The organism is Veillonellaceae bacterium (assembly GCA_012523975.1).
Taxonomy (GTDB): Bacteria; Bacillota; Negativicutes; order JAAYSF01; family JAAYSF01; genus JAAYSF01.
Map to the genome: position 1 here is coordinate 22,198 of JAAYSF010000003.1, position 14,928 is coordinate 37,125.

Annotated in this window: 9 protein-coding genes; 8 read left to right on the forward strand and 1 reads right to left on the reverse strand. The window is 48.3% G+C overall.

The genetic code is table 11. The features are described from left to right. Positions 1-130 precede the first annotated feature (130 nt). From ftsE to uvrA, 7 genes are all read left to right on the forward strand, one after another. The gene (gene ftsE, locus GX348_00405; protein NLP40659.1) at positions 131-817 is read left to right on the forward strand and encodes a cell division ATP-binding protein FtsE; all 687 of its coding nucleotides are present in this window, start codon (positions 131-133) and stop codon (positions 815-817) included. Continuing rightward, positions 807-1,694, forward strand: coding sequence for an ABC transporter permease (locus GX348_00410; GenBank protein NLP40660.1), 888 nt, complete (start codon positions 807-809; stop codon positions 1,692-1,694). The genes ftsE and GX348_00410 overlap by 11 nt, the downstream gene beginning before the upstream one ends. Before the next feature lie 57 nt (positions 1,695-1,751). Continuing rightward, positions 1,752-2,831 carry a peptidoglycan DD-metalloendopeptidase family protein gene (locus GX348_00415; protein ID NLP40661.1) on the forward strand — a complete coding sequence of 360 codons (1,080 nt, stop codon included), beginning with the start codon at positions 1,752-1,754 and terminating at the stop codon, positions 2,829-2,831. 190 nt (positions 2,832-3,021) lie between these two features. Next, entirely contained in the window at positions 3,022-4,164 is a 1,143-nt protein-coding gene (locus tag GX348_00420; protein NLP40662.1) for a S41 family peptidase, read from the forward strand. An 87-nt stretch (positions 4,165-4,251) separates the two neighbouring features. Beyond that, entirely contained in the window at positions 4,252-5,493 is a 1,242-nt protein-coding gene (locus tag GX348_00425; GenBank protein NLP40663.1) for a PDZ domain-containing protein, read from the forward strand. Between the two features lie 222 nt (positions 5,494-5,715). Further along, positions 5,716-7,794 carry an excinuclease ABC subunit UvrB gene (gene uvrB, locus GX348_00430; protein ID NLP40664.1) on the forward strand — a complete coding sequence of 693 codons (2,079 nt, stop codon included), beginning with the start codon at positions 5,716-5,718 and terminating at the stop codon, positions 7,792-7,794. A 184-nt stretch (positions 7,795-7,978) separates the two neighbouring features. Further along, the gene (gene uvrA, locus GX348_00435; GenBank protein NLP40665.1) at positions 7,979-10,807 is read left to right on the forward strand and encodes an excinuclease ABC subunit UvrA; all 2,829 of its coding nucleotides are present in this window, start codon (positions 7,979-7,981) and stop codon (positions 10,805-10,807) included. A gap of 244 nt (positions 10,808-11,051) precedes the next feature. Here the strand turns inward: uvrA and GX348_00440 are convergent, their stop codons facing one another. Then, a complete protein-coding gene (locus GX348_00440; GenBank protein ID NLP40666.1) occupies positions 11,052-12,437 on the reverse strand; it encodes an acetyl-CoA carboxylase biotin carboxylase subunit in 1,386 nt (461 codons plus the stop codon). Between the two features lie 212 nt (positions 12,438-12,649). Here GX348_00440 and uvrC point away from each other — a divergent pair, with 212 nt between their 5' ends. Beyond that, on the forward strand, positions 12,650-14,458 hold the full coding sequence (gene uvrC / locus GX348_00445) for an excinuclease ABC subunit UvrC (protein ID NLP40667.1): 1,809 nt from the start codon (positions 12,650-12,652) through the stop codon (positions 14,456-14,458). Positions 14,459-14,928: the final 470 nt, after the last annotated feature.

A 14,928-nucleotide genomic window follows, 5' to 3' on the forward strand; every position in this document is an offset into this window, starting at 1 on the left:
ACAGGAGTTTCACCAAAAGTGTCAAATTTATAATGAGAATTGACCCTACATATCTTCCTGCGGCACATCACTATTCTAAAAGAACAGTACTACAATTGCTGCTGCAGTCCATGACGGGAGGATGACTTTTTTGATTCACATGGATAGTGTTTGTAAGGTTTACGATAACGGCTCGGTCGCCCTCTCCGATATCAACATTGACATCGAAAAGGGAGAATTCGTGTTTGTAGTCGGACCAAGCGGTGCCGGTAAATCCACCTTTATTAAACTGATAACCCGGGAGGAATTGCCGAGCAGCGGTCAGCTTATTGTCAACGGATGCAACGTGGGCAGCCTGAAATCTTCGGAGGTACCTTATTTCCGGCGCAGTCTGGGAATCGTCTTTCAGGACTATCGCCTGCTGCCCAACAAAACGGTTTATGAGAATGTAGCTTTTGCAATGCAGGTTATTGAGGCATCACGGCGGGAAATGCAAAAACGGGTTAACCATGTCCTTGATTTGGTAGGATTGAGAAGCAAGTCCCGTTGTTTTCCGGCGGAATTATCGGGCGGCGAGCAGCAGCGGGTAGCTATCGCCCGGGCTATTGTCAACAGTCCGATGGTCGTTATTGCGGACGAGCCTACTGGAAATCTGGATCCAGATACTTCCTGGGAGATTATGAAGATTTTTGAAAAAATTAATAAAAGCGGCACCACCATCGTAATGGCAACACATGATAAAACCGTTGTTGATATGATGCGCCGGCGGGTTATCGCTATTGAAAAGAGCCGTATTGTCCGTGACCAAGTGAAAGGGGTATACGGCTATGAAGATTAGAACAATGGAATATTTTATTCGCGAGGCCGTTGTATCCTTAAAGCGCAACAGCCTGATGAGTTTTGCGTCGGTCAGCACTGTAGCGCTGTCGCTCTTAATCTTAGGGATTTTCTTGGTCATGGTTCTCAACCTGAATAATATGGCGGCTGTACTGGAATCGCAGGTGCAGATTTCGGTTTATTTGCATGATGACCTAAGTGATTATGAGACTCGGGAGATTGGGACACGCATAACCAAGATGCCTGGGGTTACCCAGGTGCTTTTCGTGCCCAAAGATGAAGCTATGGAACGGTTTAAGACCAGGCTAGGCGACCAGCAGGGTCTGCTGGCCGCGTTGGGGGACACTAATCCGCTGCCCGATGCTTTCGAGGTCAAAGTAGACAAGCCCGAACGGGTTAAGGCGTTAGCCGAGACTATCGGTGAGATGGAAGGTGTTGAAAAAGCCAAGTTTGGTCAGGAAGTAGTCGAAAAATTATTCAACCTGACTAAACTAATGCGGATATTCGGGTTAATCCTGATAATCTTTTTAGCGCTTGCCGCAGTGTTTATCATTTCTAATACTATTAGAATTACGGTATTTGCCCGCCGCCGGGAGATCGGCATAATGAAGTATGTGGGCGCGACTGATTGGTTTATTCGTTGGCCGTTTATAATTGAGGGGATGATCCTAGGAATAGGCGGCGCCTTGGTTGCTGTGCTGTTGATTGGACAGCTTTATAGCGGCTTAACGCGAGAAGTTTATCAATCACTGGCCTTTTTACCGCTCATTCCGCAGTATCCGTTTATTAATTATATCAGTATCTTGCTGCTGGTTGTCGGCGCGACAATCGGCGCTTTAGGCAGTTCAATATCGCTGCGTAAGTTTATGAAGGTTTAGTTCAGGGGGGATTCGGTGTACGGAAAACGACAGATTACCGCTTTAGTAACGGCGGCCATGCTTACAGTCACAGCTATCGGTCCGGCCCTGGCCAACGAACTTGAGGATAGGCTTGACAACATTCAGCGGCAAATGCAAGTTAAACAGAATCAAGCTGCCGAGGCGCAACAGAGAGTTAACAGCGTATCAGGACAGCTCCGCAAGATTCAAATAGAGTTGGATTCGGCACAGAGTGAATATAATGCTATCAAGGCTAAACTTGATAGCACAGAGCAGCAAATAAAGGTCAATACTATCTTAATGGAAAAGACTGAAAAAAGTCTGGCCGAACGCAGCAAAATTCTTAATAAGCGGATGCGCGATATTTATGAAAACGGTCAGATAAACTATCTGGATGTGCTGCTTGGAGCGCGTGACTTTGGAGATTTTACAACCCGGATGGATCTTTTGAAACGGGTAATTAAGCAAGACACTAACCTTATTGCCAAGGTAAAGGCTGAGCGCGAATTAATAGCCCAAAAACGCGTTGAACTCGAACAGGACAAAGCTGCTATTGTTGAATTAGAAAAGGCGGCAGCTGAGAAAAAGAAATTAGTTGAGCTGCGCAAGCAGGAGCGTGAGGCGGTTTTGGACAAAGCCGTTAGTGACCGCGATTCTGCTGAACGGGCTTACCGGGAACTGCAGGAAACCTCGCGGCAGATTGAGCAGATGATTCGAAATCAGTCAGGACGCAGCAGCAGCTCGGTGGAAGCCACAGGGGCGATGATTTGGCCGGCAGTCGGACCGATAACTTCGGAATACGGCTGGCGGATTCACCCGATATTCGGGACGCAGCGTTATCATAGCGGTATGGATATTGGCGCTGATTACGGTGATCCCATTTCGGCAGCTGACAGCGGTGTAGTTATCTACTCTGACTGGATGGGCGGCTACGGCAAGGCCGTAATTATCGATCATGGCGGCGGTATCACAACGCTATACGCCCATAATTCTGAGCTGCTGGTAGTGGAGGGCCAATCAGTGCGGAAAGGGCAGACCATAGCCAGAGCTGGTTCAACAGGCTATTCAACCGGACCGCATTGTCACTTTGAAGTGCGGGTGAATGGGTCGCCGACCAACCCACGAGATTATCTATAAAATAGAAGGAAGCTATGCTCGTTTTTGAACAGCGTGGGGATGTTGCCATATAGACAGCCGCCCGGCAGGAATGCTGGCGGCTGTCTAGAATATTTTACAAAGATTCTACATATAGATAGCTATATGCGCAGAAATAGGCCAATCTGTCGTTCGGGCCCCAGGCTTCGAACCTCGAATCGAGGTGGATGTTTTGAGTAAACGTAAGGTCATAGTGGGAGCCTTGTTATTGGTGGTTCTTACCTTTACGGCCACAGTAGGCGGCTTTTTGTACCTGCTGCGGTTAAATTCGTCTGATATTGCTAGCACGTTCAAGTTTTTCCGGGCGCTGCATATTGTTAAATCACGCTATGTCGAAGAAGTGCCGATGGACACCTTAATGATAGGCGCTGTTAGAGGCATGGTTGCATCGCTTGGCGACCCGCATTCAGTTTATATGGATGCTAAGCTGTTTAAAGAGTTTATGATTGAGACCGAGGGTTCATTTGGCGGTGTCGGTATTGTAGTCGGCGTTAAGGATAAAATGCTGACAGTTGTTTCGCCGATTGAAGGGACGCCCGGAGACAAGGCCGGTATTAAAAGCGGGGACCGTATCACTAAAATTGACGGACATGACACTAAAGACATGACGCTTGACGAAGCTGTCAATAAGATTCGTGGTCCGGAGGGCTCGCAGGTAACGCTCACAATTGTGAGAGGGGCTGATCCGGCCAAGGATTATACTGTTACTCGTTCTAACATCCAGATTAAAACAGTTTCGGGTAAAATGCTGCCCGATAATATCGGCTACATCCGGATATCAATGTTCAATGAAAACACGGCGAGTGACTTTATCCATAAGCTGCAGGAACTTGAAAAAGCCGGCATGAAAGGGCTTGTTCTTGACCTGCGCGATAATCCGGGCGGACTGTTAGATGAAAGCGTAAAAGTAGCCGATAAACTTGTCCCCAAAGGGCCGGTTGTTTCGGTTGTTACGAGAACCGGCGAGCGTGAAACACATAATTCTACTTTGGAAATTGTAAAGTATCCGCTGGTGGTATTAGTTAACGGCGGCAGCGCCAGCGCCTCGGAAATCGTGGCCGGAGCTGTCCAGGATACAGGTGCCGGAACGCTGGTAGGCACCAAGACCTACGGTAAAGGCTCGGTTCAGACGCTTATGCGTTTGGGTGACGACGCTATCAAGCTTACTATCGCTAAATATCTCACGCCTGCCGGCCGCTCAATAAACGGTGTCGGCATTGAACCAGACGTTAAAGTCGAATATGGCAGCCGGGAGCCCGGCCTAGATGCCCAGCTTGACAAAGCCGTTGAGATAATAAAAAGTAAAATCGAGTAAATAATACCAATGCGGCAGCCTTTTGGCCAGCCGCATTTTGGCATGAAAAAATCTTATAGTGCTTAATATTTTGGGGTGGGTGACAAAATGTTTCCTTGGCAGCAGGTTTTTGAATTAGTTTTAAGACAGACGATTGCCGTTTTTTTTGAACCGATTTTTTGGCTGATTGTTGGCTTTCTTGGTGTTCAGTACTGGCAGACCAAGCGTAATCAGCAGAAAATGTTTGGCACCGCCATCTATTCGCTTAGACATCAGATATTACTGGCCGCTTTTTATGGTACAATCGGCGGGGTCGCAGCCAGCTTGCTGCTGACCGTTGTCGGCATTACGCTGAACAAACTTGGCTTTAACTATATTTGGCCGCTGGCACTGCTATTAATGATGATTAATACGCGGTTTCTGTGCTTTGCCTACGCCGGTGGTCTTGTCGCTGTGTCCAATGTCATTTTCGGGTGGCCTGATGTCAATGTGCCGCAAGTGTTAGCACTGGTTGCTATTCTGCATGTAACAGAAAGTTTGCTGATTGCGCTGAGCAGCCGCTTCAGCGCCATGCCGATGTTTATTAAACGGGGGGACGGGCAGCTGGTAGGAGCGTTTAGTTTGCAGAACTTTTGGCCGCTGCCGCTTGTGCTGTTAGTAGCTGTTGGCGTGCCGACCGGGAATGACCCGGCCGGCGGTATTAAAATGGCTGATTGGTGGCCGCTAATGCCGCTCGGCATTGATCCGCCCGAAGGACAGAAGTGGGTATATGCCATGATGCCGGTTGTTGCCGCGCTAGGTTATACCGATATGGCAATAACTAGCCTTCCTTATAAGCGCCGGCTGAAATCGGCCCTTCATCTTGCCATTTACAGCGTTATTTTGCTGGCTTTGGCTTTGCTGTCGGCAAAATTTCAATGGCTGCAGATAATCGCAGCGCTGGCAAGCCCGCTGGGTCATGAGTTTTTGATTCAACTTGATAATAAGCAGGAATCAGAGGGTAAGCCGCTGTTTGTGCCCCCGGATAAAGGGGTAATGGTTCTCGATACCGTTCAGGATACGCCGGCCCGCAAACTAGGCCTGCAGCCTGGTGATATAATATATAATTTAGCCGGAATGCCGGTCAACTGCGGTTCAGACCTGGCATATGCCATTATGTATGCGCCGCGGGAGTCAAGCATAGTCTATGAACGGCAAGGCAAGCAACAAGAGCGGAATTTTAAATTTCAAAAAGATGAGCGGCGCTTAGGAATTATATTGGTGCCGGAAGGCCATGAGCAGTTTTACGCTGTTATGACTGAAGAGAATTTTGCAATTGTCGATTGGTTTAAGAAACGGCGTAATAAGTAGTGCATTACCGCTAAAAGCATGATATAATTATTCCTAGTGGATAATACTTATCCAATAACAAAAAATCTGTAAGACTCCCAGCTTCTTAAGCGGGAGTCAACAGCGTCTAAGCCCCAGGATAAGTGCGACTAAGCTTTAGTGAGCTAATGCTTAATCTAAAGCAAGTCCTACTTTATTGTAATGGTTTAATTATCTAATACTTTTGCTAAGTGCGGTGAGAATATGAATATTGTTCCCAAATTAAATACTGCATATATTGAAGGCGGCGTACCGTTTAAGGTTGAGGCGCCTTTTTCACCTACTGGCGACCAGCCGCAGGCTATCGCTAAATTGGTTGAAGGCATCCGGCGCGGTGAGCGTGGACAGGTACTGTTGGGCGCTACCGGTACCGGCAAGACTTTCACCATGGCTAAGGTCATCGAAGAAGTCCAAAAACCAACACTGGTCATTGCACACAATAAGACGCTCGCTGCTCAGCTAGCCAGCGAGTTTAAAGAGTTTTTCCCCAATAATGCGGTTGAGTATTTTGTCAGTTATTATGACTATTACCAGCCCGAGGCATATATTGCCCATACCGATACTTATATTGAAAAAGACGCTTCAATTAATGATGAGATAGACAAGCTGCGCCACTCGGCGACAAGCTCGCTCTTTGAACGGCGCGATGTTATTATTGTAGCCAGTGTTTCCTGCATCTACGGTCTCGGTTCGCCGGATGAATACCATGGCTTGGTGCTGTCGCTCCGGCAAGGTCAAACCCGCGACCGCGATGATATTTTGCGCAAGCTGATTGCTATTCAGTATGAGCGTAACGATATAAACTTTACCCGTGGTAAGTTCCGGGTACGCGGCGATGTTATTGAAATATTTCCGGCAGCTTATGGCGAAAAGGCTGTTCGGGTTGAATTGTTTGGCGATGAAGTTGACCGCATTCAGGAAATTGATACGCTGACAGGCGAGGTTTTGTCTGAGCGTAAGCATATTGCCATTTATCCGGCTTCTCACTATGTCACTTCGCGCGATAATATGCTGCGGGCCGTTGCAGATATTGAGGCCGAGCTTGAGCAGCAGCTGGCCTTTTTCCAAGCTAATAACAAACTGCTCGAAGCCCAGCGTATCGGTCAGCGGACTAAGTATGACATTGAAATGATGTTGGAAATGGGTTACTGTTCAGGCATCGAAAACTATTCTCGGCACCTTACTAACCGTGCGCCGGGGGAATCGCCCTATACGCTAATTGACTACTTCCCGAAAGATTTTATGATAATGATTGACGAGTCGCATGTAACGCTGCCGCAAATTCGGGCTATGTATGCCGGCGACCGTTCCCGCAAACAGTCTTTGGTCGAAAATGGGTTTCGCCTGCCTTCGGCCTTTGACAACCGACCGCTTACCTTCGATGAGTTTGAGGAACGGATAAATCAGATCGTCTATGTATCGGCAACCCCGGCGGCTTATGAAATGCAGCACAGCAGTCAAGTGGTGCAGCAGGTAATCAGGCCAACCGGGCTAATTGACCCTGAAGTTGAAATCCGTCCAATTAAGGGGCAGATGGACGACTTGCTTGGTGAAATCAAAAAACGGGCGGCCATCGACGAGCGGGTACTCGTTACGACGCTGACCAAGAAGATGGCTGAAAATCTTACCGACTATTTAAAGGAAATGGGCATTCGCGTCCGCTACCTTCATTCTGATATCGTCACAATCGAGCGGGTTGAACTTATCCGCGGCCTGCGGGCCGGTGAGTTCGATGTGCTTGTTGGTATAAACCTGCTCCGCGAGGGGCTTGATATTCCTGAAGTTTCTCTTGTGGCCATTCTTGATGCCGACAAGGAAGGCTTTTTACGCTCGGAAACGTCGTTAGTCCAGACTATTGGCCGGGCCGCCCGCAACGCGCAGGGCCGGGTTATTATGTATGCTGATGTAATGACCGACTCGATGCGCCGCGCTATCGATGAAACCAACCGCCGCCGAGAAATCCAGATTGCGTACAATACAAAACATGGTATTACCCCTAAGACTATTCAAAAGCGGGTTAAGGACCTAATTGAAACAACCAAGGTAGCCGAAACACCGGCTGAATATACGGCCACAACCGTCAGCCGCGTGGCCGAAATGAAGAAAAATGAGCTTATCGAGCTTATTGCCAAACTGGAAAAAGAAATGCGCGAGGCATCTAAAGCCCTCGAATTCGAACGCGCTGCCGACCTACGCGATATGGTCATAGAGCTCCGCGAAAAAATCAGCAAGGCAAAGCCGGGGCCAGCAAAAAAGGTGGCCAAGACTAAGACTAAAAAATAATTCACAGCGTAACACCTGAGATCGCCACGTCGCCAATGGCTCCTCGCGATGACATTTGTGTAGGCTGGGAGCCCGATAAGATAGTCGCAGAACTATCTCACTGTCATTGCGAACGAAGCGCAGCGGAGTGTGGCAACCTCAGAACTTTGCGAGCTTATTTTTAACTTAAGTGAGAGGAAAACATATGAAAGAAAAGATCATTGTTAAGGGTGCCAGACAGCATAACCTTAAAAATATAGATATCGAAATTCCGCGGGATGAGTTGGTTGTTATTACTGGCTTAAGCGGGTCGGGTAAGTCGTCGCTGGCGTTTGACACTATCTATGCTGAGGGGCAGCGGCGGTATGTTGAATCGTTGTCGGCTTATGCCCGGCAATTTCTTGGCCAGATGGACAAACCTGATGTTGATTATATCGAAGGCTTGTCGCCGGCCATTTCCATTGACCAAAAGACGACCAGCCGCAATCCCCGTTCAACGGTAGGCACAGTTACTGAAATATACGACTATCTGCGGCTGTTGTTTGCCCGGGCAGGGCGTCCGCATTGTCCTAAATGCGGTAAGCCAATCAGTCAGCAGACAGTTGAGCAGATGGTTGACCAGATTATGGCACTGCCGGAAGGCACTAAGCTGATGCTGCTGGCCACAGTGGTGCGCGGCAAAAAGGGCGAGCACCATAAGGTGTTGGAAGACATCAAGAAAAACGGTTATGTGCGAATTAGGGTTGACGGTCAGATTATTGATGTTATTGAGGAAATTAAGCTTGAAAAAAATAAAAGACATACCATTGAGGTCGTTGTTGACCGTCTGGTTATCCGACCCGGTATCGAAAGCAGGCTTGCCGATTCGCTGGAAACGGCACTTGGCCTTGGGGGCGGGGTAATCACAGCAGCAATAATTGATGGGGAAGAACTTGTATTCAGCCAGAACTTCGCCTGTGTTGATTGCGGTATCAGCTTGCCGGAAATTGCACCGCGGATGTTCTCGTTCAATAGCCCATATGGCGCCTGCCCGGACTGTACCGGCTTAGGCAACAATATGGAGTTCGACCCTTCGCTGGTGGTGCCTGACCCGAGCAAAGCCTTGATTGACGGTGCCATTGCAGCGTTAAGTAAGAATACTAACTCGTATTTTATGTGCCAGCTTGAGGCGGTTGTCGAAAAGCATGGCGGTTCGCTGTACAATACCTGGGAAGAACTGTCGGACGAACTAAAAAACATCATAATGTACGGTTCTGAGGAAAAATATACCTTTGCCTACGACAATATGTATGGCGAGCACAAGATCTATAATACCAAATTTGAAGGCGTAATTCCGACCTTAAACCGCCGCCACCGCGAATCAGCTTCTGACTGGTCGCGGGAAGAAATTGAGGAATTTATGAGCACCAAGCCGTGCCCGACTTGTAAGGGGGCTCGCCTAAAGCCAGAAGTCCTTGCGGTAAAAGTCGGCGGCAGAAACATTTATGAAGTAACCCGACTGAATATTGCCGAGTGCCAGCAGTTTTTTAGGCAACTGAATTTAACTGAACGTGAGAAGACAATTGCCAAACAGATTCTCAAGGAAATTAATGCCCGGCTTGGGTTTCTGGTCAATGTCGGCTTAGATTATCTAACACTTGATCGGGCAGCCGGCACATTGTCAGGCGGTGAGGCCCAACGGATAAGACTGGCTACGCAAATTGGCTCCGGTCTGGTCGGTGTGCTCTATATCTTGGATGAGCCTAGCATTGGCCTGCATCAGCGCGATAACAACCGCCTGCTCGAAACGTTGAAACGGCTTAGAGATGCCGGTAATACGCTGCTAGTCGTTGAACATGATGAAGACACTATGTATGCTGCTGACCATATTATCGATATCGGCCCGGCAGCTGGCGCCGGCGGTGGGCAAGTAGTGGCGCAAGGTACAGTTGAGGAAATAAAAGCTAATACCAATTCGATAACGGGTGACTATTTAAGCCGCCGTAAATATATTCCCGTTCCGCCAGTCCGCCGTCAGCCCAATGGTAAATGGCTAGAGGTTGTCGGGGCGCGGGAAAATAACCTGAAGAACCTGAATGTTAAGTTTCCGCTCGGGGTATTTACTGCTGTAACGGGTGTGTCCGGCTCAGGTAAGAGTACCTTGGTAAATGAAATTCTTTACAAAGGACTGGCCAACAAAATTTACAGCAATAGTAAGGCACGACCGGGTGATCATCGCAGCATAAAAGGAATTGAGCATATCGATAAGATTATTGATATTGACCAGTCGCCGATCGGGCGGACGCCGCGTTCCAATCCGGCGACCTATACCAGTTTGTTTGATGCCATTCGTGAGGTTTACAGCCAAACTCCTGAGGCCAAAATGCGCGGCTACAAGCCGGGCCGATTCAGTTTCAACGTTAAGGGCGGGCGCTGCGAAGCCTGCCGTGGTGACGGTATTATTAAGATCGAAATGCACTTTTTACCTGATGTCTATGTGCCTTGCGAGGTCTGTAAAGGAGCGCGCTATAACCGCGAAACGCTTGAGGTCAAATATAAAGGCAAGAGTATTGCCCAAGTACTTGATATGGTTGTCGATGAAGCTGTAGAGTTTTTCCAAAACATCCCTAAGCTTCACCGTAAGCTGCAAGTCCTTCAAGACGTTGGCTTGGGTTATATCAAGCTAGGCCAGCCGGCCACCACCTTATCGGGCGGCGAAGCGCAGCGCGTCAAGCTTGCTACTGAACTGGCCCGCCGCAGTACCGGCAAAACGCTGTATATCTTGGACGAACCGACGACCGGTCTGCACACTGCTGATATTCATCGCTTGCTTGAGGTCTTGCAGCGGCTGGTTGACGGCGGCGACAGCGTCGTAGTAATCGAGCATAATCTTGATGTTATCAAGACTGCCGATTATGTTATTGACTTAGGCCCCGAAGGCGGTGTAAATGGTGGCACTATTGTTGCCCAAGGCTCGCCTGAAGAAATAGTAGAAGTCGCGCAATCATATACAGGTCGGTTCTTAAAGCCGCTGCTCAAAGAGAAAAATAATTAACAAGCTGAGATCGCCACGTCGCTAGCTCCCCGCACATTGAAGTGGAGAATAACTGCGTCAGCATATGGCCAGATAGAAAAGTGGTCGATCCCATAAGCGTCGCGATGACATTGTGTAGGCTAGAAGCTATACAGATAGCACTTAACCAACTCATTGTCATCGCGAGCGAAGCGCGGCGATCTCAGGTTTCCAGATAGCGCACAGAATAAATAAAGGGCAGGCATAATGCCTACCCTTGTTTTACTTATATCGCCGATACGGCTACTGGTTTTTGTCTTACTTCACGGACAGCCTTGGGTCTTTCTTCCTTGGTCATGCGTTTGTGAATGAACTGGGTGTCAATATCGCCGCTGCAGAAGTGCGGATTTTTAAGCACATCCTGATGGAACGGGATAGTTGTTGCCACGCCGGAAACCTTAAACTCAGCTAATGCCCGCCGCATAATACGGATGGCATCGCCGCGGGTACGACCATGGGCGATTACCTTGGCAATCATCGAATCGTAGTAAGGCTGAACCGTTCCGCCGGCGCAAACGCCGCTGTCAACGCGAATCCGCGGGCCGCCCGGCTGATGATAGTAATCAATGACGCCAGGCGAAGGCTGAAACTTCATTTCAGGATCTTCAGCGTTAATCCGGCATTCGATGGCATGGCCGACGAAGCTGATTTCTTCTTGTTTCTTGTTGAGCGGCTCACCGGCTGCGATCCTAATTTGGCGACGGACTAAATCGACACCGGTAATCATTTCGGTAACAGCATGCTCAACCTGGATGCGCGGGTTTATTTCCATGAAGTAGAATTCACCGGTTTTGCGATCAAGCAGGAACTCTACCGTACCAACATTAGTATAGAAAACGCTTTTGGCAGCCTTGATGGCCAACGCACCTACGCGCTGTCTCATCTCGGGTGTCAAAGCGCTAGAAGGCGCTTCTTCGAGAATTTTTTGGTTGCGGCGCTGCAGCGAACATTCACGCTCGCCAAGGTGCAGTATATTGCCATAATTATCAGCCATAATCTGAACTTCGATATGGCGTGATTCGGCGATATAATTTTCGAAGTAGAAGGATTGATGTTTTAGATCGACTTTATGCAGCGCTAAAGTTAATTCTTCTTTATTATGGGCGACAAACATGGATTTACCGCCGCCGCCGGAAACCGGCTTAAGGATTACCGGGTAGCCTATTTCCTCAGCAACTCGGTAGGCTTCCTCTTCGCTTGTGAGGGGATCACTGCCTCTGGTCATGGGCAGGCCGGCCTGTCTCATTGCTTCCCGTGCAGCATCTTTATTACCGACTTTGCGGATGGTCTCTGCCCGGGGACCGACGAAAACCAATCCTGCATCGGCTACGTGTTCGGCAAAGTCTGCGTTTTCGGATAAAAATCCATAACCTGGATGAATAGCGTCGGCTTTAGCAGCTAGAGCCGTCTCGATTATTGTATCAGCATCATAATAACTCAGGGAGGCTTCGGCCGGTCCGATGCGATAGGCTTTATCCGCTAGCTGCACATGCAGCGCGTCGGCATCGGCATCTGAATAAACTGCGATTGTTTCGATTCCAAGTTCCCGGCAGGCGCGAATAATACGAACGGCAATTTCGCCGCGGTTAGCGATTAATAGTCTATTAAACATTTCGATAGACCTCCTATTGCATCTTAAATCAACCTAAGAGTATGTGAAAAATGGTGCTAGCTAGGCTATTAAAGATAATTATAGTATAATAGTGAAAATTGTACAATGCTTTTGAAAAATGTATACAAAGAACTTAAAATACCAAAATTTGCCCAAATAATCGTAAAATTGGCACTATTTGAATTTCGTCGCCTTAAAGGGAGGTTAAAAATATGACCAGCGAAGTTGAAGAGAAATTGGCGCTGTTACCTGATCGGCCAGGTGTTTATCTAATGAAGGACAGCGGTGGACGGATAATATATGTAGGAAAAGCTGTTAATCTAAAAAACAGGGTTCGCTCATATTTCCAGTCAAGCCGAAATCATAGTCCCAAGGTAAAAGCCATGGTGGTAAAGGTCGCCAATTTAGAATATATCATAACTAAAACTGAAATGGAAGCCCTAATTCTTGAATGTAACTTAATAAAAAAACATCGCCCCAAGTACAATATAAGTTTGCGCGATGACAAAACTTATCCGTACATTAAGGTAACCAACGAAACTTATCCGCGGGTGTATGCTACTCGCAAGGTGCAAAAGGACGGAGCGCGCTATTTTGGCCCATATACCAGTGCTGGGGCTGTCCATGAAACTCTGCGGCTTTTGAAAAAGTTATTTCCCTTGCGTAACTGCCGCAATCTTGATGCTAAACGTCCTTGTTTGGAATACCATATCAAGCGGTGCTTGGCGCCTTGTACCGGCAATGTCGATTGCAATTTGTATAGCGGTATGATTAAGTCGGTATGCTTGTTTTTAGAGGGACGCAGCGATGATGTGATGCGCAATTTGCGGCGGCAGATGGCTGAGGCAGCGGAAAATCTGGAATTTGAACTTGCTGCAAAAATACGTGATCAATTAGCGGCTGTCGAAAAGGTCGTCGAGAAACAGAATATTGTCACTGGCTCAGGTGACCAAGACGCTTTAGGTTTAGCCCGCTCAGCGCTCGGCACTTGTGTGCAGGTATTTTTCATTCGCAGCGGTAAAATGGTAGGCCGTGATCATTTTCTGATGGTCGGCAGCGAAGATGAAACCGATAATGATATTGTAGCCGCTTTTGTCAAACAGTATTATAGTCAGGCAACTTTCATTCCGCGCGAAGTGCTGCTGCCGCTTGAAATACCGGATCAGGAGTTTTTAGCCAGTTGGTTGAGCGAGCAGAAAGGCGGCAAAGTAACCGTTGAAACGCCTAAACGCGGCACAAAAAAGGATATTGTAAACATGGCAGTCGGCAATGCCGTGATTGTTCTGGAAGAACAAGCCGCCAAGATTAAGGCCCGCAATGAACAAACCGAAGGTGCTGCGGCCGAATTAGGTCGCTACCTGGGGCTTGTAAAGCCGCCAGAACGCATAGAGTGTTTTGATATTTCGCATATTCAGGGATCGGAGACAGTGGCATCAATGGTCGTATTTGAGGGCGGCGCTCCTAATAAAGACGAATATCGTCGCTACAAATTGCGCACCGTTGAAGGAAAACCGGATGATTTCCGATCAATGCGTGAGGTTGTTGCACGGCGGTACCGCGATTTGGCTGAGCCGCTCCCCGACCTTATTATTATCGACGGCGGTAAAGGTCAGCTAAGCTCGGCGCTCGAGGTTATCCGCGGCGTTGGTTTGACAGATGTTCCAGTTGTCGGCTTGGCCGAGGAATTTGAGCACATCTTTCGTGAGGGCGAAAGCGACCCGCTTATTCTGCCGCGCCATTCGCAGGCGCTGTATTTAGTGCAGCGCATCCGCGACGAAGCCCATCGCTTTGCCATAACCTATCACCGAAAATTGCGATCCAAGCGGAATTTGGTATCGGTACTTGACCATATTCCAGGTATTGGTCCGAAACGGCGCAAAGCCTTGTGGGATGCTTTCGGCAGTCTGGCCAAAATAAAAGCAGCCTCGGTTGAAGAAATGGCCGCCACGCCCGGGATGACAACTCCGGCGGCTCAAGCAGTGTATGACTTCTTCCGCCAAAAGGACAATCTAAAAAAGTGAAAATTTTAAAGGCTAAAAGCTGAAATTACCACGTACCTTCGGTCCTTGCATGACAAAATTAAAGTTTCAATGCGAGCGAGAGAAGCGGCTGCTTTGAGCAGCCGGGACTTTTTTCTTGATAAAAAAGTCCCCAAAAAATCAAGGACCTATCCTCCAGCGTCCTTGGAAACAGACCTTACTTACGGAAAGTCCGAAACTCACTTCGTTCAGACAGTCGGACATTCTTGTCGCAAGCAAGGTCTGCTTCCATCCCTGCGGGATCGGCCGCCTCCGTAATGGTCCGTTAGGGGTACGACCGTAGTAACGCTTAAAAACTCCGGTATTTAATCGTTCCCTTTACTCGCGTATCTTTCGGCCCTTTCTGGAAAAAGCCGTTCCGAAGGACGGGAAACCGTATAGCTTACGTTAAAAAATCCCGACTGTCTGAGCCGCAGGCGAGTTTCGGGATTTTAGTAAGCTGTGCGGATTGC

Bases quoted from the DNA above. Each gene is read 5' to 3' on its own strand.
- GX348_00410 (NLP40660.1), top strand. From the start codon at position 807: ATGAAGATTAGAACAATGGAATATTTTATTCGCGAGGCCGTTGTATCC.
- GX348_00415 (NLP40661.1), top strand. From the start codon at position 1,752: ATGCTTACAGTCACAGCTATCGGTCCGGCCCTGGCCAACGAACTTGAG.
- GX348_00425 (NLP40663.1), top strand. From the start codon at position 4,252: ATGTTTCCTTGGCAGCAGGTTTTTGAATTAGTTTTAAGACAGACGATT.
- uvrB (NLP40664.1), top strand. From the start codon at position 5,716: ATGAATATTGTTCCCAAATTAAATACTGCATATATTGAAGGCGGCGTA.
- uvrA (NLP40665.1), top strand. From the start codon at position 7,979: ATGAAAGAAAAGATCATTGTTAAGGGTGCCAGACAGCATAACCTTAAA.
- GX348_00440 (NLP40666.1), bottom strand. From the start codon at position 12,437: ATGTTTAATAGACTATTAATCGCTAACCGCGGCGAAATTGCCGTTCGT.
- uvrC (NLP40667.1), top strand. From the start codon at position 12,650: ATGACCAGCGAAGTTGAAGAGAAATTGGCGCTGTTACCTGATCGGCCA.